The sequence below is a fragment of the Sphingobacteriales bacterium genome, from assembly GCA_016719635.1.
Taxonomy (GTDB): Bacteria; Bacteroidota; Bacteroidia; order Chitinophagales; family JADIYW01; genus JADJSS01.
On record JADJYT010000001.1, the window covers coordinates 288954 to 314498 of the forward strand.

At 40.9% G+C, this 25545-nt stretch carries 22 protein-coding genes, 1 tRNA gene and 1 pseudogene; 18 read left to right on the top strand and 6 right to left on the bottom strand.

Annotated elements, in window-relative coordinates; all coding sequences use genetic code 11:
- The first annotated feature begins 2 nt into the window (after positions 1 to 2).
- From IPM95_01355 to IPM95_01380, 6 genes are read left to right on the top strand one after another with little or no spacing between them, the layout of a single operon-like run.
- Positions 3 to 998 (top strand): acyl-CoA reductase, encoded by a 996-nt coding sequence (locus tag IPM95_01355; GenBank protein ID MBK9327965.1) that lies wholly within the window; start codon positions 3 to 5, stop codon positions 996 to 998.
- Between the two features lie 33 nt (positions 999 to 1031).
- Positions 1032 to 1595 (top strand): RDD family protein, encoded by a 564-nt coding sequence (locus IPM95_01360; GenBank protein MBK9327966.1) that lies wholly within the window; start codon positions 1032 to 1034, stop codon positions 1593 to 1595.
- Between the two features lie 4 nt (positions 1596 to 1599).
- Positions 1600 to 2091, top strand: a complete 492-nt coding sequence (locus IPM95_01365; protein MBK9327967.1) for an asparaginase — start codon at positions 1600 to 1602, stop codon at positions 2089 to 2091.
- Positions 2092 to 2095: 4 nt separating this feature from the next.
- The gene (locus tag IPM95_01370; GenBank protein MBK9327968.1) at positions 2096 to 2959 is read left to right on the top strand and encodes a restriction endonuclease; all 864 of its coding nucleotides are present in this window, start codon (positions 2096 to 2098) and stop codon (positions 2957 to 2959) included.
- A gap of 1 nt (position 2960) precedes the next feature.
- Positions 2961 to 4445 (top strand): thymidine phosphorylase family protein, encoded by a 1485-nt coding sequence (locus tag IPM95_01375; GenBank protein ID MBK9327969.1) that lies wholly within the window; start codon positions 2961 to 2963, stop codon positions 4443 to 4445.
- Positions 4445 to 5332, top strand: a complete 888-nt coding sequence (locus IPM95_01380; protein ID MBK9327970.1) for a ribose-phosphate pyrophosphokinase — start codon at positions 4445 to 4447, stop codon at positions 5330 to 5332. The genes IPM95_01375 and IPM95_01380 overlap by 1 nt, the downstream gene beginning before the upstream one ends.
- A gap of 10 nt (positions 5333 to 5342) precedes the next feature.
- On the opposite strand, the gene IPM95_01385 is transcribed toward IPM95_01380, so the two are convergent.
- From IPM95_01385 to IPM95_01395, 3 genes are all read right to left on the bottom strand, one after another.
- Positions 5343 to 6473, bottom strand: coding sequence for a cysteine desulfurase (locus tag IPM95_01385; GenBank protein ID MBK9327971.1), 1131 nt, complete (start codon positions 6471 to 6473; stop codon positions 5343 to 5345).
- A gap of 83 nt (positions 6474 to 6556) precedes the next feature.
- Positions 6557 to 7720, bottom strand: a complete 1164-nt coding sequence (locus IPM95_01390) for a HAMP domain-containing histidine kinase (protein ID MBK9327972.1) — start codon at positions 7718 to 7720, stop codon at positions 6557 to 6559.
- A 138-nt stretch (positions 7721 to 7858) separates the two neighbouring features.
- Positions 7859 to 7933: transfer RNA gene (locus IPM95_01395), tRNA-Val, on the bottom strand.
- A 124-nt stretch (positions 7934 to 8057) separates the two neighbouring features.
- Here IPM95_01395 and IPM95_01400 point away from each other — a divergent pair.
- The 4 genes from IPM95_01400 (at position 8058) to IPM95_01415 (ending at position 13716) form a co-directional block, all read left to right on the top strand.
- Entirely contained in the window at positions 8058 to 10391 is a 2334-nt protein-coding gene (locus IPM95_01400) for a TonB-dependent receptor (protein ID MBK9327973.1), read from the top strand.
- An 11-nt stretch (positions 10392 to 10402) separates the two neighbouring features.
- On the top strand, positions 10403 to 10975 hold the full coding sequence (locus IPM95_01405; GenBank protein MBK9327974.1) for a type 1 periplasmic binding fold superfamily protein: 573 nt from the start codon (positions 10403 to 10405) through the stop codon (positions 10973 to 10975).
- Between the two features lie 97 nt (positions 10976 to 11072).
- A complete protein-coding gene (locus tag IPM95_01410) occupies positions 11073 to 11570 on the top strand; it encodes a DUF2061 domain-containing protein (GenBank protein ID MBK9327975.1) in 498 nt (165 codons plus the stop codon).
- A gap of 61 nt (positions 11571 to 11631) precedes the next feature.
- On the top strand, positions 11632 to 13716 hold the full coding sequence (locus tag IPM95_01415; GenBank protein MBK9327976.1) for a M13 family metallopeptidase: 2085 nt from the start codon (positions 11632 to 11634) through the stop codon (positions 13714 to 13716).
- A gap of 84 nt (positions 13717 to 13800) precedes the next feature.
- On the opposite strand, the gene IPM95_01420 is transcribed toward IPM95_01415, so the two are convergent.
- Positions 13801 to 14676 (bottom strand): 1-aminocyclopropane-1-carboxylate deaminase/D-cysteine desulfhydrase, encoded by an 876-nt coding sequence (locus IPM95_01420; protein MBK9327977.1) that lies wholly within the window; start codon positions 14674 to 14676, stop codon positions 13801 to 13803.
- 300 nt (positions 14677 to 14976) lie between these two features.
- Between IPM95_01420 and IPM95_01425 the strand changes: the two genes are divergently transcribed.
- Positions 14977 to 15615 carry a nucleotidyl transferase AbiEii/AbiGii toxin family protein gene (locus IPM95_01425; protein ID MBK9327978.1) on the top strand — a complete coding sequence of 213 codons (639 nt, stop codon included), beginning with the start codon at positions 14977 to 14979 and terminating at the stop codon, positions 15613 to 15615.
- 15 nt (positions 15616 to 15630) lie between these two features.
- Here the strand turns inward: IPM95_01425 and IPM95_01430 are convergent, their stop codons facing one another.
- Both IPM95_01430 and IPM95_01435 read right to left on the bottom strand, forming a co-directional pair.
- Positions 15631 to 16395 (bottom strand): pentapeptide repeat-containing protein, encoded by a 765-nt coding sequence (locus IPM95_01430; protein ID MBK9327979.1) that lies wholly within the window; start codon positions 16393 to 16395, stop codon positions 15631 to 15633.
- Positions 16396 to 16462: 67 nt separating this feature from the next.
- The gene (locus tag IPM95_01435; protein MBK9327980.1) at positions 16463 to 18859 is read right to left on the bottom strand and encodes a DNA gyrase/topoisomerase IV subunit A; all 2397 of its coding nucleotides are present in this window, start codon (positions 18857 to 18859) and stop codon (positions 16463 to 16465) included.
- Positions 18860 to 19142: 283 nt separating this feature from the next.
- Between IPM95_01435 and IPM95_01440 the strand changes: the two genes are divergently transcribed.
- The 7 genes and pseudogenes from IPM95_01440 (at position 19143) to cas2 (ending at position 25329) form a co-directional block, all read left to right on the top strand.
- Positions 19143 to 19877: a hypothetical protein gene (locus IPM95_01440; protein MBK9327981.1), complete on the top strand. Its 735-nt coding sequence runs from the start codon at positions 19143 to 19145 to the stop codon at positions 19875 to 19877.
- Positions 19878 to 20248: 371 nt separating this feature from the next.
- A complete protein-coding gene (locus IPM95_01445) occupies positions 20249 to 21574 on the top strand; it encodes an HNH endonuclease (protein MBK9327982.1) in 1326 nt (441 codons plus the stop codon).
- A gap of 200 nt (positions 21575 to 21774) precedes the next feature.
- Positions 21775 to 22320, top strand: coding sequence for a hypothetical protein (locus tag IPM95_01450; protein ID MBK9327983.1), 546 nt, complete (start codon positions 21775 to 21777; stop codon positions 22318 to 22320).
- A complete protein-coding gene (locus IPM95_01455; protein ID MBK9327984.1) occupies positions 22308 to 22592 on the top strand; it encodes a hypothetical protein in 285 nt (94 codons plus the stop codon). Before IPM95_01450 ends, IPM95_01455 begins: the two co-directional genes overlap by 13 nt.
- A gap of 133 nt (positions 22593 to 22725) precedes the next feature.
- Entirely contained in the window at positions 22726 to 23616 is an 891-nt protein-coding gene (gene cas1 / locus IPM95_01460; GenBank protein MBK9327985.1) for a type II CRISPR-associated endonuclease Cas1, read from the top strand.
- A gap of 218 nt (positions 23617 to 23834) precedes the next feature.
- Positions 23835 to 24943 (top strand): annotated as a pseudogene (locus IPM95_01465) (IS3 family transposase).
- A 56-nt stretch (positions 24944 to 24999) separates the two neighbouring features.
- The gene (gene cas2, locus IPM95_01470; GenBank protein ID MBK9327986.1) at positions 25000 to 25329 is read left to right on the top strand and encodes a CRISPR-associated endonuclease Cas2; all 330 of its coding nucleotides are present in this window, start codon (positions 25000 to 25002) and stop codon (positions 25327 to 25329) included.
- Positions 25330 to 25545: the final 216 nt, after the last annotated feature.

Sequence of the window (25545 nt, forward strand, 5' to 3'; positions counted from 1 at the left end):
TAATGAATACAGAAACCCGTATACAGGCACTTGCCGAACTTGGAAATTACATCAAAGAAAGCCCAGTTTCACTGCTGGAAGCCATTCACACAACCTATTTACACAATACCTGGTTCACCAAAACGAATACATTAAAGGCACTGAATAATATATCCACTGAATTTCTGTCTAAAGATAATCTGGAAAAATGGGTTGAGGGATATGGTTTATCATACAAGACACCTAAAATAATTGCTACTGTTGCGGCAGGAAATATCCCGATGGTCGCTTTTCACGATATTTTATGCATATTGGTATCGGGAAACAGCTTACAGCTCAAATTGTCGGATAAAGACAGCTATTTATTACCCCATCTTTTGGAGAAACTGACAGAATTTGAACCGGAGTTTAAAGATTTCATATCCATCCAGCCAAAGCTGGAGAACTTTGACGCAATTATTGCCACGGGTAGCAATAATACAGCCAAACACTTTGAATACTATTTTGGAAAATATAAAAACATCATTCGCAGAAACAGAAACTCTATCGCCGTTTTGACAGGAAATGAGACGAAAGAAGAACTTACTGCCTTAGGTGCCGACATATTTGATTATTTTGGATTGGGATGCAGGAACGTATCCAAGATTTTTGTGCCGCAGGAATACGATCTATATTCCTTAAAAGAGGGCTTCTCCTGCTATAGTGGCATAATGGAACATAACCAGTACATGAACAACCTGGATTATCAGCGTACCTTATTCCTGATGAACCAAACCCATTTGATTGATATCGATTTCATCAACATCGTTGAAAACAAAAGCCTGCATTCGCCCATATCCTGCCTGCATGTGGAACGCTACGAAACGCTGGATGAGGTAACTAATTTTATAATTGCCGAAAATGAAAACATCCAATGTGTAATAGGAAAGGATTTTCTGCCGTTTGGTAAAAGCCAGCAACCGCGCCTAAATGACTATGCCGACAATATTGACACGATGAAATTTATTTTAGAATTGTAAAAACCGTATTTTTATACCTCAATCCAACCCGAAATGCACTCCTCCTATATTTGTTCATCCTGTGGCAATACCTTGTACGAGCAATTCTCCCGGACACAGGTCAGGTGCCTCAACTGCGGCCACGTCAATGAATACGATACAGGGTATAAGGTGAAAAAGGAATTTGAACTGACCAATGAATCCGGCATGCTCGATCTAATTGAAAAGCAGACCTATGTAACCGCTCCTTTGTCAAAACGGTTCATCAATTATATCATCGACATCACCTGTATCATTTTCATCATCATTCTCATCATCATGTTCATTCATTCGATGGGATATACATTTACCATGACAGAAAATGAGGTGATACAAATTTTATTCCTGCTTACATTTCCCTTTTACTATGTTTTTATGGAATATAAATTCGGAAAAACCATCGGAAAGTTTTTCACCAGAACCAAAGTAGTTTCAAGCGATGGGACGGAACTGAGTTTCGGGCAGTGTCTTATACGCTCATTTTGCAGGATCATTCCGTTTGAATATGTCAGCGGGCTTTTTACGTCCGCTATTTTCTGGCACGATTCGATTCCAAAAACATTAGTAGTTGAAGATTAAACCTATGCAGATTCGATTATTCATAACCGGCGGTACGTTTGACAAAGAGTACAATGAACTCAACGGCAAATTATTCTTTGAAGACACGCATGTACCGGAAATGCTCGAGTTAGGCAGATGTAAACTGGATGTCAATATCCGGACATTAATGATGATTGACAGCCTGGAAATGACGGAAGAGGACAGAAATATCATCGCGCATAATTGCCGGCACTGTGAAGAGGACAAGATTGTCATTACACACGGTACGGATACGATGGTGGAAACGGCAAAACTGCTGGCTTCTAAAATTACCGCTAAAACCATCGTGCTGACTGGAGCCATGATACCCTATAAATTCGGCAGTTCCGACGGATTGTTTAACCTGGGTGCCGCACTGGCATTTGTACAGACATTGCCAAATGGAATTTACATCTCCATGAATGGTAAATATTTTCATTGGAACAGCGCCCGCAAGAATAAGGAACTTGGTTTGTTTGAATCACTGGATGAATAAAGAAATGAAAGATAAGATATACGTAACCAAGGCATCGGGAGAGAGTGAAGCATTTTCGCTGGAGAAACTTATAAACTCCCTGACGCGCGCCCATGCAACAGCGGAAGAAATCAAATCCATCACCGATACACTTTTGCCAAATTTATATGAGGGAATCACCACAAAGAAAATCTATAGTGAGGCCTTTAAGCTGCTCAGAAACCAGTCCAAAACAAAGGCGGCACGCTATTACCTGAAAAGGGGGCTGATGGAATTTGGTCCTACCGGATTTCCATTTGAACGGTTTGTCGGAGAACTATTTAAACAGCAGGGATATCATGTCCAGGTAGGTAAGATAGTTCAGGGGAAATGCGTAACACACGAGATTGACGTAGTTGCCGAAAAGGAAAATACCATTGAATTTGTCGAGTGTAAATACAGAAATCAATCCGGGTTTTCCGTAGATGTAAAAACACCGCTCTATATTTTTGCACGGTTTCAGGATGTGCTGGATAACGGGCTGAAAAAGGATGATAAAACCAATTTTATCGGATGGATAGCCACAAATACCAAATTCACCGATGATGCCCTCTCCTACGGATTATGTAAAAAAATGCATCTGCTGAGCTGGAATTATCCTAAAAATAATTCCCTGAAAGATATAATTGACAAAACAGGTTTATACCCGCTCACCTGCCTTACCAGCCTTACCAGAACGGAAAAACAAAACCTGCTGGAAAAGAATTATATACTCGTCCGTGAAATCTATCACGATGAAAATATACTTCGTAATGCTGGTGTAAAGGAAGCAAGACTTAAATCTGTATATGACGAAGGCAATCAGCTTTGCCAGATGGCAGCAAACAACCACAATCACTCTACCAGATAAAATGTTCCGCTTAAAAAATATCGGCATACATGCTTCTCATGAGAATACCCTCTATATTCGGGAGGATTCGCCGCTCACCCACTCTGAAGGGTTTAAGGTGTTGACCAGGGTTTTTGTGCATTTCAACGGTTCCAAGATAATAGCAACACTCAACACCGTTCATTCCAACCTGCTGCAGGTTGGCGAAGCCGGGCTTTCGGAAGAAGCCATGAACAGGCTCAAGGTAAAAGAAGGCGACACGATTGTCATCAAACATCTTCAGCCCATCAATTCATTAAGTTATGTCAGAGCAAAAATATATGGCAAAGAATTGAGTGAAGCTGCCTACCATGAAATTATAACAGACGTCGTCAATGGCTACTACTCCAATATAGAGCTGGCAGCCTTTGTCACCGCCTGTGCCGGCAACAATATGAACCTGCAGGAGATGGTATATCTAACCAAAGCCATGTTCGTGGCAGGACAGCAAATCAAATGGGAGCAACCTATTATTTATGACAAACACTGTGTGGGTCGCGTACCCGGCAACCGAACAACCCCCATAGTGGTTAGTATTGTCGCTGCTGCCGGACTCATCATTCCTAAAACATCTTCCAAAGCCATCACTTCCCCTGCCGGGACTTCGGATATGATGGAAACCATCACCAATGTAAATCTATCCATTGATGAAATAAAAGAAGTCGTCAAAAAAGAGAATGCCTGTCTGGTTTGGGGCGGTGAAGTGAAACTTAGCCCTGCCGATGACCTGCTCATTTATGTGGAGAAAGCGCTGGATATAGACAGCGAACCGCAGATGATCGCTTCCGTGCTTTCTAAAAAAGCTGCTGCCGGTTCTACACATGTCATCATTGATATTCCGTTTGGAAAAACGGCCAAAGTCCGTTCGCATGAAGATGCCTTGAAAATGAAATATTATTTTGAAGCGGTGGGTGAAGCCATAGGCCTGAATATGACAGTCCTGATTACGGATGGCTCACAACCGGTTGGAAGAGGTATAGGCCCGGCGTTGGAAGCGCTGGACGTACTGAGTGTTTTAAACAATGATGCCGATGCTCCATCAGACCTGAGAGACCGCGCCACCACCATTGCGGGAAAGCTATTGGAGCTCGCCCAAAAATGTGATGCCGGCAATGGAAAAAAAATGGCGGATGACATCATCACCTCCGGAAAGGCCCTTCAAAAGCTGAAGGCTGTTTGCCTGGCACAGGGCAGATTTTCCATTCCTGAAAAAGGGGCATATACCTTTGATGTGCTGGCAGAGAAGGACGGCATAGTCAATGAAATAGATAACCGGAAATTGGCCCGTATCGCCAAACTTGCCGGCGCACCTAAGTCTCCGGGGGCTGGAATTCTTTTCAACGCCCCCATCGGAAAGTACGTCAAATCTGGTGATGTCCTGTATTCCATATATGCCGAAGGGCAAGGACAGTTGGAGTATGTGAAAGAATATGTAAAGACCATCAATCACCTCATTACGTTTGAATAATGGATAGAATCATTTATTTTATGCCGGGTAATGAAGCCATTGCGTATGCCATCTCGCATAAACTGGTTATTCCTATCGGGGAAATGACATTGCATACCTTTCCGGACGGAGAAACCTATGTGCGCTTACTTTCTGATGTCCGGGAAAAGGAAGTGATATTCATTGATTCGCTGCATCAACCGGATACAAAATTTTTACCGCTCTATTTTTTATGTAAATTGCTCAAGGATGAAGGTGCGATGAAAATCACATTGGTAGCTCCTTACCTAGCCTACATGCGGCAAGACAAACAGTTTCATTCCGGAGAAGCGGTGACCAGCTCCTATTTTGCAGCACTGTTAGCCTCTTTTGCAGATGAATTGATTACCATAGACCCTCATTTGCACCGAAGAAGTTCCATGAATGAAATCTATCCGATTCCCTGCAAGGTCTTACACGCCACTTCTGTCATTTCCAGCTGGATAAATACAAACATAGAGAAGCCTTTGCTCGTGGGGCCGGATAGTGAAAGTGAACAGTGGGTAACGAAGACAGCAGAAAAAATGAACACACCTTTTATAGTTTTGAATAAAACAAGGCTCAGCGACACAGAGGTAAGAATATCCGTTCCTGATGTGTATGACTATAAAGACTTCACGCCGGTACTGATAGATGATATCATTTCTACGGCAAAGACGATGATTGTTACCGCAGGCCACCTAATGGAATCCGGATTAAAGCCGGCAGTTTGTATCGGGGTTCACGGACTATTTTCAGGAAATGCATACAACGATTTACTGAATTCTGGTGTCGGCAGAGTGGTGACCTGCAATACCATACAGCATCTGTCCAATCAGATAGATGTGAGCGACTTAATCATCAGCAGCCTGAGTGAGGAACATCGCTGATTTCAGAAAATCACAACGAATAAATCTGTTTCAGTTTACCTATGACATAATCCACTTCATCTTTCGTATTGTGTTTAGAAAAGGAAAAACGGATGGATACCCTGTTGTCATCTTTATGCAATGCCCTCACCACGTGGGAACCCGCCGAGGCGCCACTGCCACAGGCACTGCCACCACTGCAGCAAATACCTTCCATATCCAGAGCAAACAACAGCAAGGCTGATTTATCATTCGGCGGAAACGAAACATTCAACACCGTATACAAACTTCTGTCATCTGTATTACCATTAAAACCGATATCTGGAAAGTTCGCTTTCAGCTGTTCGATAAAATAATTTTTAATACCCCTGATACAGGCTGCATCCTGTTCAAGATTTGCATACGCTTTTTTTGCTGCGGCTGCCAAACCCACAATGCCATACACATTTTCTGTTCCGGCACGAAAACCACGCTCCTGCCCGCCCCCGTGAATCAGAGGCTTCACCTTGTTCTGTTTGCGCATAAACAAAAATCCGGCACCTTTCGGTCCGTGAAATTTATGTGCGGCTCCTGATATAAAATCCACCTGCATCTTTTGAACATCTATCGGTAAATGGGCAAATGTCTGCACTGTATCTGAATGAAACAAGGCCTGGTATTGCTTACACAATGTCCCGACTTTCTCAATATCCAGCAAGGTGCCGATTTCATTATTGGCATGCATCAACGTGACCAGAGTTCTTTTTGAGGAAGCTGCCAGTAAACGGTTCAAATCTTCCAGATCTACATTTCCTTTGTCATCTATTTTGACCAGCTTTATTTCAGCATGCAGCTGATCTCTGCAAAAATCGACGGAATATTCCACACAATGGTGTTCAATCGGAGAAGTGATGATGCGTTTCACATCCAGATACATCACCGCACCTTTGACAGCCATATTGTTTGCTTCTGTGGCGCCGGATGTAAAGATGATTTCACCGGGTTGGGCATTGATGAGCTGAGCAACGGTTTTACGCGCCTCTTCCACGGCTGCCCTTGTATCACGTCCAAATGAATATTGCGTAGATGGATTGCCGAAATGTTCTTTAAGATAGGGCATCATGGCTTCCAGTACCTCTTCGTCAATCGGTGTCGTAGCGGCATTGTCAAAATATACTTTCATGTAACAGTCAGAAATTTGGAAATTATAAGTCTGTAAAATTAGCAATAAAATCTCATTTACTTTTACCGTTATAAAGTCTTGAACTAGGCCTCTGCTTTCAGAATAATCCGGAAGGTGGTTCCTTTGGAAGAAGAATCTTTCACAAAAATCTTTCCATGATGATATTCCTCGATAATTCGCCTGGCCAGTGTTAAACCCAGTCCCCAGCCTCTTTTCTTACTGCTGTATCCCGGTTCAAAAATCTGTTCAAAACTGTTTTTAGGAACTCCTTTACCCGTATCCTGAATATCAATGTTTACCAACCCATCTTTCTCAAAGGCATGTACATGTATCTCACCGGATTCTTCCATCGCATCCAGTGCATTTTTCATGACATTCTCCAGTACCCATTCAAACAGCGGCGGGTTCAGCATGGCAATAATATTTTCATCGGACTTTAGGAGATAGATATTGATTTTTTTAGATGCCCGTTTGGAGATGTAATCAACACCGTGTTGCAACACGTCGGTCACCCGGTGTCGCTGCAACTCAGGCACCGAACCGATTTTGGAAAATCTTTCGGCAATAAGAACCAGCCTGTCTATGTCTTTCTGCATCTCCTCAAACATCATCTCATCCTCTTCCGTGTTTAATTTTTCCCGAAGAATGTCAATCCAGGCGGAAAGAGAAGACAATGGGGTTCCCAACTGATGCGCCGTTTCTTTGGCAAGCCCCACCCAAACCTGATTCTGCTCCGCCCGGCGGGAAGATGTGAACGCCGCATAACTGATAATAAAAAACAAGGCGACCAGTGCCAGTACATAAAACGGATATTTACGGATACCGATAAGCAGGTCGGAATCTTTGTAATACAGATACTGTTTTTCACTGTCCGGTAAATCAATTTCTATGAATTGCCGAATCGTTTTGAGCATTTTCAGCTGATCGGGTAAATAATTTTTATCCTTCACCACCTTGGTCGAATCGAAATTCTTGTGTGCCAGTATCTCCTCATTGGCATTTGTCCAAATCACCGGGATGTTATCATTATACCTGATCTTATCCAATGCTTTGGATAACTCAATCTCATCTGACGTATTGCTGCTCAGCACCTTGTAGGCTTCCGCAATTTCTTCGGCTTTTTTAATCTCTTCCCTTGCAATCGACTTTGCAAGCCGATGTGTATACCATAATGTAAAAAATATGATACTCACAGCAAACAGGAAAAGCAGGACTTTCCAGCGGTTTCTATGTTGATAGAAATTCATTTTAGTAAAAATAGGAAAAGAAACAGACAAAAGGAATATTAGATAGTCAAACCAATTAGAATGGCTATCTAGTTGGAGAAGTCGAACCGGCTATCAGTATCTCAATAAAAAAAGTCCCGACATAATGTCGGGACTTTGTGGGCGCACACGGGTTCGAACCGCGGACCCCCTGCTTGTAAGGCAGGTGCTCTGAACCAGCTGAGCTATGCGCCCTTTACCGCCTTTTTGTAAAGGAGTGCTAATATAGAATTATCTAAGCAAATAAAAAACTTTTTTACATTAATTTTAACCTGCAACTAGATTGCATCTTATTTTAAAAACACTTACATTTGCAATCATGTTGCATAAGCTGACATATTTATATCTTTTAGTTATTATAGGTCTCAACTCCTATTCACAAAACTGCACCATCAAAATTACTGGCAGAGTGCTGGACGAACATGACAGATCCGCCCTGAGTTTTGCAAATATTTATATCCTTGAACTTCAGACCGGAACGGCGGCAGATGAAAAGGGAAATTTTGAGTTTTCCGGTATTTGTCCGGGTACATATTCATTTGTCATAGATCATATCGGATGTTCCAGTGATACGGTTATCTGGAGTATTACCCAAAACACCAATAAGGACTTTTACCTGGAACATCACGCAGAGGAACTTGCAGAAATCATATCTACAGCATCCAGAACAAATGGTCAGAATTCCCAAAATACCACTGTGCTGGATATTAAGACTCTCCATAAACTGGAAGGTAAGGATTTAGGTACCATACTATCCACCATTTCCGGTGTGAACCAGCTAAAAACAGGGTCAACCGTCAGCAAACCGGTCATTCACGGATTATACGGCGACCGTATATCCATTATCAGCAATGGTGTGAAACTGGAAACGCAAGACTGGGGCACAGAGCATGCGCCTGAAATAGATCCGATGGCATCCAATACGGTTAAAGTGATAAAAGGTGCCGGCAGCCTGGAATATGGTACGGATGCCTTGGGTGGAATGATACTTTTGGAACCGCCTGTTTTACAAAAGAATCAGCACCTAAAAGCCGGGTTTAGCCTGGTCGGGCAAACGAATGGGCGTGGTATCATCACTTCAGCAAAAATAGAACAGGGATTCAAAAAACAAATCGCCTATTTCGTACAAGGCACGTATAAACGCTTAGGAGACGGACAGGCACCGCATTACAACTTAACCAATACGGGATTACAGGAAGGGAATTTATCCGCAGGCATAGGCGTACTAAAGAAAAATTGGGATATAAATGCATTCTACTCCTTATATCATCAGGATTTAGGCATTTTAAGAAGTTCGCACATCGGCAATTTGACGGATCTGGAAAATGCGATTGAAAGCGATACGCCATTAATAGTAAAACCTTTCAATTACAATATAGAGAATCCAAAACAGGATGTGTACCATCACCTGGCGAAGATAAATATCATTAAGTATTTTTCCAATCAAAGCCATCTGGATGTCACCTATTCCCTTCAAGTCAACAAGCGTAAGGAATTCGATATCCGTCGGGGCGGACGCTCCGAAATCCCCGCACTCGATATGCAATTATGGTCTCATAACCTGCTGGGTACCTACAGCCGATTCAAAAGATTCGATTCAAAAGATATCAGCATGGAAGGTAAAAGCGGATTTAATTTTCTGACCAAACATAATTTTAATAATTCATCTACCGGTATACGTCCGCTGATTCCGGATTATTATCAATATGGTATCGGCATTTTTGATATGGAGAAAATTCAGCTGCAGCATTTCACGCTGGAATTTGGAGGACGGTATGACTATACCCGTTTTTTAGCACTCCGGTTTGACAATAACAATGTCCTGCAAAAACCGGTCTACAATTTCCACACCTATGCATTCACAATTGGCGGAAGCTGGAAAAACACCTCCGGTAATATGCGACTGCAAAATAATTTATCGTTCAGTTCCCGTTTTCCGAATGCCTCTGAATTGTTCAGCGACGGGCTGCATCATGGCATCGCAGTACTGGAGTTCGGCAACGCGAATTTAAAACCCGAAAAAGGCATTAAATGGGTTTCCACATTTACTGCTTCCTATAAAAAATATATTCAGGCAGAAGCCACTTTTTACATCTCTAAAATATATGATTTTATCTACCTGGCTCCATTACCCAAGCCTATTGTTACCATTCGGGGAGCCTTTCCCGCATTTCAATATTATCAAACCGATGCCCGTTTGCTCGGACTGGATATAACGATAAGCAGCGAACCAATAGACTTTTTATCGCTCTTCCTGAAATCCAGTATAGGAAGAGGTAAAAATACCAGCATCAATGATCATTTAATTTACATGCCGGCTGACAGAATCAGCGCGGGTTTTGAGCTGCACCATGATTTTAAAAAGATCCGACATGTGCACCTGGGAATGAATGTACAACATACTTTCAAACAAAAAAACACACCCGTACTGATTGCCGATTATAAGGCCACCCCAAACGCCTATACTGTTCTGAATGCGGATGCCGGCTTTGATTTTGTTCTCAACGAGCATCACTCCCTCTCCTTTTCTGTAACGGGCGAAAACATAACCAATACCGTGTATCGGGATTACATGAATCGATTCAGATATTACTCCGATGAACCGGGATGGAACCTGACCTTCAGAATACGTTACTCATTCACAAAATCTTAAAAAACAGTTTTATGATAAAACACATCTCTTCTGCCGCTTTATTTTCAATTATACTGATAACCAATGGTTGTATAAAGGAGCCATTGCCCGTTAACGAATCCGAACTGATTACAACCGTCCAACTTACGCTGACAGATACCGCATATCCTTACAACTCGTACAGCATTACGTTCAGGGATTTAGACGGCGATGGCGGAGAAGATGCCATACTGACACCCGATACCTTAAGGTTGCCGGCTGACAGAATTTTTAATGCAAGCCTGCTGCTGTTAGACGAACGGAATCCGGTAGCGGATACCATCAATCATGAAATAACGGAAGAAGATACCGCTCACCAGTTTTTCTATCAGTCCATTCCCGCTGGTTTCTTATCCAACTTTTCCTATCTCGATTATGATGATAACGGCAAACCGCTTGGATTGGTGTTTAGTTGTCAGTCTGCATCTGGTGCTGCAAATGGCGCACTAAAAATTATTCTCCGGCATGCACCCGATAAAAGCGCAGCGAATGTTTCTGAAAACGATATCACCAATGCCAACGGAGAAACAGACATCGAAATTGCATTTCCGTTAATTGTGCGGTAATACCGCCCGATGTAAATAATTTCACTCATTTTTATAGAATTGAATTGAAAAATGTATATTTGTAGTACACTATTCCTATAGAGTATATAATAGTAGTATGCAAAAGGACAAGCATTTTATCAGTCTGACGAAAGGTGTCACCTGGAGGATTATCGGCACACTGGACACCATGGTGTTATCGTATATTTTTACAGGAAGCCTCGGAAGTGCCTTGAAAATTGGATTTACGGAAGTTTTTACAAAAATAATCCTGTTTTACCTGCATGAAAGAGCCTGGTTTAAGATAAAATGGGGGTTAGTAAGGATTGAAAGCCAGAAAATCCTGTCAGAAGAAGAATTGAGTGATTATGAGCACAAAGATGACATTTGGAAAGAATCACATCTGAGAAGTGTCGTAAAAGGCATTAGCTGGCGAATCGTAGGTACGCTGGACACCATTATTATCGCTACCATATGGACAGGTGATTATACTACAGCCTTTAAAATAGGATTTACAGAAGTCATCACTAAAGTCTTCCTCTTTTATTTACATGAACGCATCTGGATGCGCTACACGAGGAAACATGAGACCGTAAGTGACCTGAACAATAAATAGTTGTACATATTGTAATATTAAGTCACATCTTTCTACTAATTTTGCAACCTAATTATTTTTTATGATCTTCAACAAAGCAATTTTACCGGTATTAATACTTTCGGTAAGTTTTACTGCTCAGTCAGCAGCACCAACAACGGCAAAACCGGCACCTGCCAAAAACAATCCAAAGGCTGTTAAAGAGGTAGCCATCAGGAAAAGTGATTTCAGCACAACAATCCAACCGGGTAAAGACTTTTATGACCATGTCAATGATAAATGGAGTAAAGCTAATCCGATTCCTTCTGACAAATCCAGGTATGGCATGTTTGATGTACTGGACGAACAAAGCAGGATAGTTGTGAAGAAAATTCTGGAAAATGCCGCCAACCAAAAGATAAAAGCACCGAAAGGATCCAACCTGCAAATTCTGGGGGACTTCTACAGGAATGCGATGGATACCGTTACCATTAACAAGGTGGGTGTAGAACCTTTAAAACCCTGGTTTACAGAAATAGAAAATGCCGCCACGCCATCGGAACTTAGTAAAATACTATCCAGATTAGGTATGCGTAATATTAATTCCCCCCTTGGTTATTCCGTGGAAGTGGATGCAAAAAATACAACCAGGTACATAACGTATATCGGGCAAGGCGGATTAGGATTACCGGACAGGGATTTTTATTTCCGCAAGGATGAAAAGTCCCTGAAAAACCTGGAAGCATACCGGGAGTATATAAAAACACTCTTCCAATTAGCTGGTCTGGATAAAACTGTTTCAGCGAAAGAACAGATGGAAAATGTTTTGGAAATGGAGACTAAACTGGCCGGTGCTTCCTTATCGAGGGTTGAATTAAGAGATCCGGAAAAAAATTATAATTTATATACAATTGATAAATTAAAAGAAGACTATAAGCATATTGACTGGGATGCTTTCTTTACAGAGATGAAAGTATCACCGCATGAAATAGTTGTCGGACAACCGGGTTTCTTTGTATCATTAGACAGTATGTTTGCGAATGTACCTCATGACAAGTGGGTTTCCTATATTCAATTTCAATTATTAAACAGCACCGCCAAATACCTGAACGATGCTATTGTTAATGCACGTTTTGATTTTTATGGAAAAGCGCTGAGTGGTATAAAAACACTGGAACCAAGATGGAAACGCGTCGCACGGGTTTCAGAGGATAACTTGAGAGACCTGATCGGACAGGAATATGTAAAAACGAATTTTTCACCTTATGCTAAAAAACGCTCTTTGGATTTGGTAGACAATATCAAGGCATCTTTAAAAGAGCGAATCAGTAACCTGAGCTGGATGGGTGCTGAAACAAAGGCAAAAGCACTGGAAAAACTGGCTAAAATAGATGTGAAGATAGGCTATCCTGATAAATGGTGGACTTATGAAAATACGGATGTCAGCAACCAGCCGTTTGTATTAAATGTGCTGAATTGCGCCTATGCAGAAAACTTACGGGTACTGGCAAGGTTAAAAAAAGACAAGATTGACAGAACAGAATGGGGTATGGGCCCTCAAACGGTAAATGCCTATTACAATCCGTTAATCAATGAAATTGTCTTTCCGGCAGCCATCCTGCAACCGCCTTTCTTTTATGCTAAAGGCGATGACGCCGTAAACTACGGAGGTATCGGAATGGTCATCGGCCATGAAATCACGCATGGATTTGATGACGAAGGTAGTCAGTTTGATGCGGAAGGAAACCTAAAGAACTGGTGGACGGAAGAAGATAAAAAAAGCTATCAGGCACTGACAGATAAATTCGTAAAACAATACAACAGCTATCTGATTTTTCCCGGAGACAGTTTACATATAAACGGTGAACTTACATTAGGGGAAAATATTGCCGATTTGGGAGGTATGATTATCAGTTTAAACGCCCTGAAAAAAGCAACAGGCACTAAAAACACTCTAATCAGCGGACTGACACCTGAACAACGTTTCTTTATCAACTATGCGATTATCTGGCGGGAAAATATGCGGCCGGAGTCTATGCGTATGCAAACCTTATCCGACCCGCATTCACTTCCTAAATACAGGGTAAACGGTGTTTTGAGCAATCTGCCTGATTTCCACAAGGCATTTAATGTGAAACCGGGTGACGGCATGTATATCAACGAAGCTGACAGGGCAAAAATGTGGTAGCCTTTTTTTTCAAATAAGATACAGGAAGCGCCGTCTAAAGACGGCGTTTCCTGTTTTTAAGTATTCAGGCAAGAATAAAAAAAGCTAATCAAACACATTGGCATTCATTACTCCTCCCGTGTGAACGGCGACAATAACAGATTCCGGTGGGAAATGGTTTTTAGCTATCAAATCCATGATGCCGTACATCATCTTGCCGGTGTACACATAATCCAGCAAAATATGGTGTTCAGCATAAAAATCCTTGATGAATTGAATCAATTGAGGCGTTGTTTTTGCATATCCACCGAAATGGTAATCCGTTATCAGCTGAAAATCAGCTGTAGTGAGCCGTTTAATCTCATCCGACAGAAACGCCCCATTTTTCAAAACGGGAAAACCAACAGCCTGCTGATGTGATTTCAGGCTACCTGCCATTCCCGCCAGTGTGGTTCCCGTTCCACAGGCGCAGCAGATATAATCGAAATCCATTTGAATCTCTTCCGGTATTTCAGCACATCCCTTTACCGCTAATGCATTCGCCCCGCCTTCGGGTATGACATACATCGAATCAAGATCAGGGAATAAAGTAAAAGGTATATGCTGTTTGTCTTTATAGGCAGCCCTGTTGATATAATACAACTGCATCCCGGAATCAACCGCAAACTGAAGGCTTTTATTCAAAGGCTGATACTCCTCTCCTCTGATGATGCCGATGGTCTTAAATCCAAGGAGTCTTCCGGCAGCGGCAGTCGCCGTAATATGATTGGAGTATGCGCCGCCAAACGTCAGCAAGGTGGCTTTATTTTCCAGCCTCGCCTGTTCTGTATTATATTTCAGCTTGCGCCATTTATTGCCGGATATTTCCGGATGAATCAGGTCATCCCGTTTCATGAACAGCTGAACCTTAAACTGCCGGGTAATATCATTGTGAATGGGCTGTAAGGGGGTTGGCAATACAAAAATATCCGATCCTTTCATTGCAGCATTAGAGTTATTCCTGTAAATTTGATAAAAGATTTTTAATTTAATGAATAAACAGGATTTAATTGACAAACGGTTATTCTGGGATACTGATTTCGACACATTGGATATTGAAAAAAACAGCGTCTTTATTATCAGCAGAATAATATCCTGTGGTAATATATGTGACTTTGAGAATCTGCTTAAAATCTATCCTTACGAGAGAATTCAAAAAGATATACAGTCCGCAAATTACCTAAGTCCCAGAAATCTAAATTTCGTTTCTACCTTTTTTGAAATTGATAAATCCAACTTTAAATGCTATTCAAAAACACAGTTGAGCCAACAACGTGGAGAATCCTGGTGGAGCTGATGCAGGATAAATATCTTCAACATTTTTTCTTAGTCGGAGGAACAGCACTTTCTCTGAAATTCGGACACAGGAAATCCATTGATCTGGACTTGTTTTCTTTTGAAGATTTTGATGTATTTGAATTAAAACAACACTTAGAAAAAAAATATCCTTCTTTCGATTTCAAAGGAAATAACAGCAGAATGTTATTCTGCTTCATAGAGGATGTGAAAATTGATTTCGTTAAACATCCGATTGTAAATACACTCCTGCCGGTTGATACGGAAGAAGGCGTACGTATGGCATCCATTCCGGACATTGCCGCATTAAAACTGAATGCGCTGACTCAGCGTGGTTCAAAAAAAGATTTTTATGATTTTTATCTTTTATTACAACATTACAGTTTAGATGAATTGGTAGAATTCTATAAGATGGTATTCACTAAAGATAATGCCTTCGAACTATACCGTTCAATGAATTATTTTGACGATGCCGAAAACACCGCCACACCTGTAAGTTTGATTAGCGCAGAGTGGAAAGAAATGAAGTCAGCCATTAATACGGCCGTAAAATTGTTTTTTAAAAAGATGAAAAGGGATGGTTAAACAGCCGTAAATCCTTTACTTTATCAGCGAGGGCACCACCACCGCGCCGTTTTTCTTGGCCCACGCCACCAGTATCCCCTTGGTACCGGAATTGATTTTAGCACCGGTCAGTTTCACCGGCATCGTTTTCGTTTTTTCCATCTTCTCCAGGGCCATACCTAAGGCCTCTGTTTCCACAATTTCAGGAACCAATATTTGGGCGGCAGAGGCGGCACCGGATGTCGGGTTTGATTTATTCTCATACACGGTCGTTGACTGCTGTGTGGGGGATGACTCATACACAAACAGCGCCTGACTCAGGTTGGCATTCTGCAGGTCCGCATTTTCCAGGATGGAAAGAATCAGATTCGCAGCTGTCATGTTGGCGCCGTTCAGGATGGCGTACTTCAAATCCGCTTCCTGTAAAAGCGCCTGTGTCAGATTTGCATCCCGAAGGTTGACAAAATGCATATTGGTTGCCAAGAAATTCGCCTTCGTCAGATTTGCCCCTGTAAAATTGACACCCGTTAAATTACAGCCGTACAATTTCGCTCCGCTCAGATTCGCTCCGCTCAGGTTGACACCCGTTAAATTGGCATTGCTTAAATCCGCTCCGCTTAAATCTGCTTTTTGCAGCTGAACTCCGGTCAGGTTGGCACCCGCCAGTTTTTTCTCGCCGTTTTTTGCCAGTACAGCCCATTGCAAAACGGTTTTTGTACCGGATTGGGAATAGGCAGAAATACTAATAAACATAAAAAGAAAGAGATAAATCCGCCTGGATTTAACAATTAAATACTTCATTTTAAAGAGTTTTGGTACTCTAAAGTATTAAAATAAATCGAGTTTCCATCCATTTCAGCGGATATTATTAAAACAATTCTCCCTGCTCCGGCTCCTTCTTGTCCGATAAATTGGTGATTTCGAAATCTACATCAAAGTTGGCATCCTGTTCGTCATCGTGTGCCGTTTCCACCAGCTTAATCCCTTTGACAGTACCGCCGCACAATTTATTGCCAATAGCCTTCCAGCCTTTCACCTCAATAAAGTCGGCCAGATTTTCAGTATAAGGCGCACTCACCTTTCCTTTACCCATATCCAGTATATATTCGATGGTCGGATTGGTATAAAGGGTGGCAAAAACCAGCTTCGCATTGTTTTCATCGGAAATGAAATTGTATTTGGTATCGATAGTGGTCGTTTCTATCTGGAAACGTTTGACATAGTTCGCTTTCTTGGAATCCGAATAATGTACTGCCGTCACCGTTGTGGTCGGATACAGCTTATCGATGGCAAATACATCGTTCATCGCATAGCGGTTCGTCAAATCAAAATTGGTCAGGTAATACTCGCCGGATTTCAGCACCACCAGTATCCTGTCTTCATTCTGGAAAGAGCCCAGGTAGCGGCCGCGTTTTTCCGTATTCAACCGTCCTACCGTATCGTCCAGCCAGATTTCCACACCGCCGAGGGTAGTTCTGCCCTTTCCTTTCTGCTCTATTTTTTTCACCGGATACTTCGTCACGATATTGCCCACAGAACCCCTGCCCTTGATATCCAGATTGTAAAAATCAAACTCAAATACCTTGTTGCGCGCACTGCAGGTCGGCGACAGCACCACGCTGCAGCTTTCCGCCTCCCCGTTCGGATTCACCGAAAAATACAAGACTTTCGATTTAGGATGGCCCTGCGTAATGGGATATTCCTTGTCCCGGGTGATGGAAGTGACATTAAACCGCTTGGCATAGCTGGTGCCCGATTTTCCATCCAGGTAAACGCAGTTGTACGTAGTACGCTCGTCGTTCTTTTTCCAGACAGCCACATGTATCACATCTTTGCCCACAAACACCTTTTCGGAGTTGCGCACCACTTTCATGGTGCCGTCTTTCATGAAGGCAATGATATCGTCGATATCCGAACATTCGGAAATAAACTCCTCCTTTTTCAAATCCTTGCCAAAGCCGATAAAACCTTCCGCCCTGTTGACATATAATTTCTCATTATTGGCGGCCACCGTTTTCACTTCCACCGTATCAAACAGCGCAATCTCCGTCTTGCGCTCTTTGCCCTTGCCGTATTTTTTCAGCAATTCTTCAAAGTAGCGTATGGCGTATTTTGTCAGCGATTTCAGGTTCTTCTTTGTTTCCTCCATCGCCACTTCCAGCCCCCGGATGTATTCATCCGCCTTCTTCTTATCAAATTTGGAGATGCGTTTGATTTTTATCTCCGTCAGCCGCACAATATCCTCTTCCGTCACTTCGCGCATCAGCAATTTCCTGAACGGCGTCAGGCCTTTGTCGATGGCGGCAATCACCCCTTCCCAGGTTTCCTCCTCCTCAATGTCACGATAAATTCTTTGTTCGATGAAAATTTTCTCCAGCGAGGAGAAATGCCATTTGTTTTCCAGGTCCTTCAGGTCAATTTCCAGCTCCCGTTTCAGCAACTCCAGCGTCGTATCGGTTGATAATTTCAACGCCTCCGTCACCCCGATAAAATGGGGCTTATCCCCTATGATCACACAGGTATTCGGTGAAATCGATAACTCACAGTCTGAAAAGGCATAGAGCGCATCCACCGTCACACTGGGAGAAACCTGCGGCTGCAGCTCTATCAGTATCTCCACGTCTTTGGCGGTATTGTCCACCACCTTTTTTACCTTAATTTTTCCTTTTTCGTTGGCTTTCAGGATGGAATCAATCAGGTCCGTGGTGGTGGTGCCGAAGGGTATTTCCGTTATTTTAAGCGTTTTCTTATCGACAATTTCTATTTTGGCGCGCACCCGGATCCGTCCGCCTCGTTTGCCGTCGTTGTACTCGCGCACATCCGCCAGGCCGCCGGTCAGGAAATCGGGATACAATTCAAATGGTTCCCTGCGCAGGCATTTGATGGAAGCATCTATCAGTTCACAGAAATTATGCGACATGATTTTGGTGGACAGTCCCACGGCAATACCTTCCGCGCCCTGAGCGAGCAGCAAGGGAAATTTGACCGGCAGTTCCACCGGTTCGCGTTTTCTGCCGTCATAGGAAAGCTGCCATTCGGTAGTGTCCTCATTGAAGACCACATCCAGTGCAAATTTGGACAAACGCTCCATTTCCTTCATGGCGTGCAGGATACGGCGCTGAACGGGCTTAAACCCGTCGTACAGGGCCGGCACGGCGCGCTCCATGATGACATAGGAGGCATAATCCAGGAACCAGTTCTCATATAAACCGTCAATGGTGGTGATGTGACCGTTCTGCTGCTCGTTGTATTCTTCGGTGGACATGGTACAAATCTCTTCAACCTGCAAGTATATGACAAGGAAAGAAGATTTACAAAAAGAGTTTTAAACGGGTGTGGAGATAAAAATGAGGTGGTTTTATAGAAAACGGGATTCTGTGTATCTCAATAATAAAAAAGGCGAGTTGCCCCGCCTTGAATGTTTTCACAACGGAATAATCCTTATTGTGAATTGATTTTAAATTGTGTACTGCAAATATATAGAAAAAATCAGATTAAAGAAATATTTTTATTAAATTAGTGTAATCATCATAAAATACATTCAGAATATGAAAAAAATACTTGGATTAGACATTGGTGTTTCTTCAGTCGGTTTATCTGTAATACAAGAACATGAAAAAGAAAAAATAATAACAGAGATGGCTGTTCGAATTGTACCAGAAGATCCAAACTTTCATGGTAAATTTTACTCTGGAAATACAGCCAGCAAAAACATAGACAGAACAACAGACAGAGGCATAAGAAGAGGAATACAAAGATTTAAACTAAGGAGAGATAAACTATATGCTGAATTGGAAACAAAGAATATGTTTCCCAATGAAAATTTATTCAGATTATCTGCAATAGAATTATATGGATTAAGAGACAAAGCTATTAAGGAAAAATTAACTTTAGAAGAATTTGGCAGGGTACTTATACACCTAAACCAGCGCAGAGGTTTTTTAAGCAATAGAAAATCAAACAGCGAAGAAGAAAGTTCTACTGAATATAAAAAAAGATTAGCACAACTTGAAAAAGAACTTGGTAATGAAACTATCGGTCAACACTTATATAGTGAATTAATTAATTCAAGGAATCCAATAGAAATATTACTCAGAGAAAGAACTTATTTGCGTACTTCATACATAGAAGAATTTGATAGAATTTGGGAATTTCAAAAACAATTTCATCCAACAATATTAACTGGAGGCATTCATGAAGATGATAACAAAGGAACTTCATACAACACATTTAGAAATCAAATATTATTTTATCAGCGCCCATTAAAGAGTCAAAAGGATTAGTATCAAATTGCTTGTTTGAAAAATACCATAAAGCGATAAATAAATCATCTCCATTTTTGAAATTTTCAGGATATGGCAACGATTAAATGATTTAGCTTGGAAATTACCTAATGGCGAAAATAAACAACCCACCCAAGAACAGAAAAATATTCTTTTTCATAAACTTTTTTATGAAGTTGAAGCAAAAAGTAAATACAAACTGACAGTATCAGCAATAAAAAAAGCATTAGGATTTTCAACTAGAGAAAATATTTATTTAAATTTTACCGAATTAGACGGAAGTAGAACATATTGTATCATAAAAAATGCATTAATTAAAGCAGGTATTAAAGACGAAAACAAATTTTTATTTTTCAACTATCAAAACAATGATGAAAAAGGAGGATTATTTGAATTGTGGCATATATTATACTCCCTACCAACAGAATCTGAAATTATACACCCTAGAAAAGCGATTTAGGTTCACAAAAGAACAATCTACTATTATTGCGAATGAAGTAGGTTTTAATGCAGATTATGGCAGTTTGTCAACAAAAGCAATAAAAAAATTACTCCCTCATTTAGAAAAAGGTTCGCAATACAACGTAGCATGCTATAAGGTTGGATATGACCATAGTGGATATAAAACAATTGTAGAAATAAAACAAAAATTAGAACCAATAAAACAAAACAGCTTAAGAAACCCCGTTGTTGAACAGATTCTAAATCAAGTAGTGAACATGGTAAACCTTGCAATAGAAAAACATGGTAAGTTTGATGAAATAAGAGTTGAATTAGCTAGAGAATTGAGGAACAATGCTAAAACAAGAAAGAATCTCACTATTCAAAATTCTAAAAATAAAAAATTAAATGATGAAATCAGAGCACGATTACAAAATGAATACAATTTTAAATTAGTAAATGGAAGAGATACTCAACGATATAAATTGTGGGAAGAGACAAACCAACTATGTTTGTATTGCAACAATACAATTACAAACACTGACTTCATTTCTGGCCAAGCTGACATAGAGCATATTCTGCCAAAATCTAGATCGTTTAGCAATAACATGAATAATTTTATTCTAGCTCATAGAAAATGTAATAAAGATAAAAACCAACAAACTGCTTATGATTTCATGCTATCCCGTGGAGAACAAAGATTTGCAGACTACATTGAGAGAGTCAACAGTTTGTATAACGATGGCAAAGGAAAAATTTCCAAACAAAAATTTGAGATGTTAATGTGCAAAGGAGAAGACATACCTTCAGACTTTGTAGAGCGGATGAAAAAAGATTCGCAATATATATCTAAAGAAGCTGTAAAAATGTTAAAAACAGTTTGTGAAAATACATATACCACTACTGGGCAGATTACAGACTACTTAAGAGAGAAATGGCAACTAAAAGAAGTACTTCAAGAAATAAACATTGAAAAATACAGGGCAATTGGACAGGTAGAAATCAAAGAAAGAAAAGACAAGGAAGGTAGCACAAAAACATTTGAAACAATTAAAGATTGGAATAAGCGTGATGACCATAGACACCATGCAGTTGACGCACTAATTTGTGCATTAACAGACCAGAAAATTATCTTTAAGTTGAATAACTTAAATAAACTGTATCAATATGAACGAAATTTGTTAAGTAAAGAAGAACGAATAGAAATTGAAAAAATACTTAGTGATGAAATAGAACCGACAGAAAATACGATTTAAAAAAGCTTTGCTGATTTATCCGACATTTATTGATGAACCTATAAAGGATTTAAGGAAGAAAACAAAAGAACATTTAGATACTATTTTTATTTCTATTAAGAAATAATTCTAAGGTATTAAGTAAGAACATCAATATTCCTAAAAATAGTACTCCTCAAATCACATGGGTTCCTCGTGGCAGACTACATGAAGAAACTGTAATGGGTCAAGTAAAACGAATTGCAGAGAAAAAAGTAAAACTGAATGATAAATTAATTGACATTGAAAATATAGCAAACGAGGAAATCAAAAAATTCCTTAAAGAATACTTAAATGCATTTGATAATAATGTACAAGTAGCTTTTAACCCAAAAACTCTTAAGAAAAATCCTTTATTTTTTAAAGGCTTGGAACTTAAAGATGTTGCAGTTTATGAATTTGTTTGTACAAAAAGAGTAAAATTATCAGAACATGTGACTCCTGCCCAAATTGAAAAAATTACAGACAAAAAAATCAAAGATATACTTGAAGCAAGAATTAAAGAGAAAGGGAAAATTAAAAATGCTTTCTCAAATTTAGAAGAAAATCCAATATGGCTAAGCAAAGAAAATGCTATTCAAATAAAATCTATAACAGTCTATGACGAAAGCAAGGTAGAAAAAGTAAGAAACGGATATGTAAAAACAGGCAGCAACCATCATGCACTTATTTATAAAAATGAAGAAGGCAAGTTAATAGATAAAGTTGTTTCATTTTGGGAAAGGTAGAAATTGGCAAACTCAATATTCTACAAACAGGAAAGCCCTATCCTATTATTAATAAAAACGATAATAGCTTATTAGGTAAATTTCATTTCTCTATGCAAATAAATGACTTGTTTGTATTTGACTTAAAACATACAGAAAATCCAAAAGAAGAAAATGAAATAAATTTCTGGGATTCAAAAAACAGAAAACAAATAAGTAATAAATTATTTAGAATACAGAAATTGAGTAAAAACAATGCTGGAACATTTCAAATAGACTTCGACATCATTTAGAAACAACAGTATTGAGAACGGATACTTCTTTAAGGGGTATAACTTGGGAAAGAATACAGTCAAATGATCATTTAAAAAGATTAACTAAGATTAGAATTAACCAATTAGGCGAAATTATTAAAATTGGTGAATAATGATTAAACGCACCCTATACTTCGGCAATCCTACCCGCCTCTCGGTGCAGCAGCAGCAACTGCTGATTAAGACTGAAGAGCGAGAGACTGCGGTGGCTATAGAAGATATAGGCGTGCTGGTGATTGACCATCCGCAGATTTCGGTCACCCATGCCGTTCTGCATAAATTATTGGACAACAATGCCGCCGTCATCACCTGCAACGACAAGCACCACCCTACCGGACTGCTGCTCAATTTAGACGGGCACACCCAGCAATCCGAAAAGTTTCAGGCACAGGTGGAAGCGAGCGAACCCATAAAGAAACAGCTCTGGCAGCAAACCATCCGATCTAAAATATCCAACCAGGCGGCAGTACTCGATATCTGGGAGATAGACAGCGCCTATATGAAACGCTGTGAGAAAATGGTTTTGAGCGGCGATACATCCAACCAGGAAGCGCAGGCTTCCAGGTATTACTGGAACAACCTGTTTCAGGAAGAAGACCCGTATTTTACACGGCACCGGTTTGGCGATTACCCCAACAACTTCCTGAATTACGGCTATGCCATCCTGAGGGCGACCGTGGCAAGAGGCCTGGTGGCTTCGGGACTGTTGCCCACCCTCGGCATCCACCACCGCAATAAATACAACGCATATTGCCTGGCGGATGACATCATGGAGCCTTACCGTCCGTATGTGGACCATCTGGTGAAACAATTGATGCTGGAAACGGATGAACAGGAACTGACGACCGTTGTCAAAAAACGATTATTGGAAATACCTGCGATGGATCTGGTGATAGACGGGAATAAGAGCCCGCTGATGGTGGGTTTACAGCGCACGACGGCCTCACTGGCGGCTTGTTTCGAGGGGAAAGGCCGGAAAGTGTTGTATCCGGAATTCGCGTAAGGACACACCCCCACCCCCTCTCGAGAGGGGAAATGGACAGTGCAATTCAGTGCAATCAGCCGGAAACCATACGGGCTTAAAAATTACATGAAAGGACCGTATTGCATTCCACGAACCGAGTCTCCCCTCCGCTGAGGGGATTAAGGGGTGGTGTAAGTGTCCCTAAAACTCAGACAGTTTAAAAATGGAGTAAAATTCTTAAATTTAAATTGTTTACTATGAAAAAGACACGCTTTACGGAAACGCAGATAGTTTCCATTTTAAAACAACAGGAAGGTGGCAGAACCACCAAAGAGATCTGTCGGGAGCATGGCATCTCGGATGCTACCTTTTACAACTGGAAGAGCAAATACGGAGGTATGGAAACCTCTGATGTAAGGAGACTCAAAGATTTGGAAGAGGAAAATTCCCGTCTGAAGAAGATGTACGCAGAATTAAGCCTGGATCACTCCATACTAAAGGATGTTATCTCAAAAAGGCTGGGGCTCTGCAAACAAAGGAACTGACAGCATCCATAGTAAAGGATTATGAAGTTCCGGTGAGCAGGGCCTGTAAAATGACCTCATTACCTCGTTCTCAGTATTATTACCGGAGTAAGAAGGATGACACAGACGTGATTACAGAGCGCAGGATTTAGCCTTTAAGCATCCATCCTATGGATTCAGGAAGTTATTTGCGTATCTGCGCAGAGCGGGCAAAAGCTGGAATCACAAACGGGTATATCGGGTTTATAAGCTATTAAAATTAAACAGAAAACGAAAAGGCAAAAGGAGGTTGCCGGCGAGAGTAAAACAACGAGTGGTACAGCAGAGTCATATCAATCAGAGCTTGAGCATGGAGTTCATGAGTGACGGTATGGTGGGGAACCGAAAGATCAGGACATTTAATGTGATGGATGATGGATCGAGAGAAGTACTGGCTATAGAGATAGACACCTCCCCTTTCTGCTAAAAGAGTCATCAGGACATTGCAACAGATTATTGGGTACAGAGGAAAGCCACGCATGATAAGAACAGACAACGGTCCGGAATTTACCTCCAAAGACTTTGAACTATGGTGTACAGACAATGAAATAAAACTTCAGTTCATACAGCCAGGAAGACCAATGCAGAATGGCTATATAGAACGATTTAACCGATTATACAGGGAAGCAGTATTGGATGCCTACCTGTTTTTTGAACTGAACGAAGTAAGAATACTCACAGCAGAATGGATAGAAGAATACAATAACAGACGACCTCACGAATCTTTACAGAATCAAACACCCAATGAATGGAAAATTAATTTATTAAATCAAACAAATACTCTAAATTTGACTGTCCGATAAATGGGGTACTTACAGTGGGTAAAGCAGGTAATTGGTTCAAAATTATTATTCACATCATGCACCTGAACGCTTATCAGATTATGTGGATACTGGTGTTTTTCGATTTACCGACCGAAACGGAGAAAGACCGTAAGCGGTATGCCAAATTCCGCAAAGGATTGATGGAAGATGGTTTTTCCATGTTCCAGTTTTCCATCTACCTGCGCCATTGCAGCAGCCGTGAAAATGCGGAGGTGCACGTCAAACGGGTAAAGCGGATGCTGCCGGAGCTGGGACATGTCGGCATTATCTGTATTACGGACAAGCAATTTGGACAAATGGAGTTATTTATCGGAAAGAAAGAGGCAGAACTGCCGGACATCCCGCAGCAACTGGAATTGTTTTAATTTTCAGTACATACACGCGAACGTCATCGCGAGGAGGAACGACGAAGCGATCTTTTTTCTTCAACCTTTCAAAAAATTAAATATTCAATAATTAGAAGGAGATTTCTCCTGCGTCGAAATGACGGGGAAAGAAAAAAATGCTCCCACCCTGCTGTTTCATAGCGGATACGGAGCATTTTTTCACATCGGTTTTCAGCCGGAATATCAATATATATT

Excerpts from the sequence above, each read along its gene's own strand:
- IPM95_01355 (MBK9327965.1), top strand. The coding sequence starts at position 3 with ATGAATACAGAAACCCGTATACAGGCACTTGCCGAACTTGGAAATTAC.
- IPM95_01360 (MBK9327966.1), top strand. The coding sequence starts at position 1,032 with ATGCACTCCTCCTATATTTGTTCATCCTGTGGCAATACCTTGTACGAG.
- IPM95_01365 (MBK9327967.1), top strand. The coding sequence starts at position 1,600 with ATGCAGATTCGATTATTCATAACCGGCGGTACGTTTGACAAAGAGTAC.
- IPM95_01370 (MBK9327968.1), top strand. The coding sequence starts at position 2,096 with ATGAAAGATAAGATATACGTAACCAAGGCATCGGGAGAGAGTGAAGCA.
- IPM95_01375 (MBK9327969.1), top strand. The coding sequence starts at position 2,961 with ATGTTCCGCTTAAAAAATATCGGCATACATGCTTCTCATGAGAATACC.
- IPM95_01380 (MBK9327970.1), top strand. The coding sequence starts at position 4,445 with ATGGATAGAATCATTTATTTTATGCCGGGTAATGAAGCCATTGCGTAT.
- IPM95_01385 (MBK9327971.1), bottom strand. The coding sequence starts at position 6,473 with ATGAAAGTATATTTTGACAATGCCGCTACGACACCGATTGACGAAGAG.
- IPM95_01390 (MBK9327972.1), bottom strand. The coding sequence starts at position 7,720 with ATGAATTTCTATCAACATAGAAACCGCTGGAAAGTCCTGCTTTTCCTG.
- IPM95_01400 (MBK9327973.1), top strand. The coding sequence starts at position 8,058 with ATGTTGCATAAGCTGACATATTTATATCTTTTAGTTATTATAGGTCTC.
- IPM95_01405 (MBK9327974.1), top strand. The coding sequence starts at position 10,403 with ATGATAAAACACATCTCTTCTGCCGCTTTATTTTCAATTATACTGATA.
- IPM95_01410 (MBK9327975.1), top strand. The coding sequence starts at position 11,073 with ATGCAAAAGGACAAGCATTTTATCAGTCTGACGAAAGGTGTCACCTGG.
- IPM95_01415 (MBK9327976.1), top strand. The coding sequence starts at position 11,632 with ATGATCTTCAACAAAGCAATTTTACCGGTATTAATACTTTCGGTAAGT.
- IPM95_01420 (MBK9327977.1), bottom strand. The coding sequence starts at position 14,676 with ATGAAAGGATCGGATATTTTTGTATTGCCAACCCCCTTACAGCCCATT.
- IPM95_01425 (MBK9327978.1), top strand. The coding sequence starts at position 14,977 with ATGCTATTCAAAAACACAGTTGAGCCAACAACGTGGAGAATCCTGGTG.
- IPM95_01430 (MBK9327979.1), bottom strand. The coding sequence starts at position 16,395 with ATGAAGTATTTAATTGTTAAATCCAGGCGGATTTATCTCTTTCTTTTT.
- IPM95_01435 (MBK9327980.1), bottom strand. The coding sequence starts at position 18,859 with ATGTCCACCGAAGAATACAACGAGCAGCAGAACGGTCACATCACCACC.
- IPM95_01440 (MBK9327981.1), top strand. The coding sequence starts at position 19,143 with ATGAAAAAAATACTTGGATTAGACATTGGTGTTTCTTCAGTCGGTTTA.
- IPM95_01445 (MBK9327982.1), top strand. The coding sequence starts at position 20,249 with ATGAAAAAGGAGGATTATTTGAATTGTGGCATATATTATACTCCCTAC.
- IPM95_01450 (MBK9327983.1), top strand. The coding sequence starts at position 21,775 with ATGGGTCAAGTAAAACGAATTGCAGAGAAAAAAGTAAAACTGAATGAT.
- cas1 (MBK9327985.1), top strand. The coding sequence starts at position 22,726 with ATGATTAAACGCACCCTATACTTCGGCAATCCTACCCGCCTCTCGGTG.
- cas2 (MBK9327986.1), top strand. The coding sequence starts at position 25,000 with ATGCACCTGAACGCTTATCAGATTATGTGGATACTGGTGTTTTTCGAT.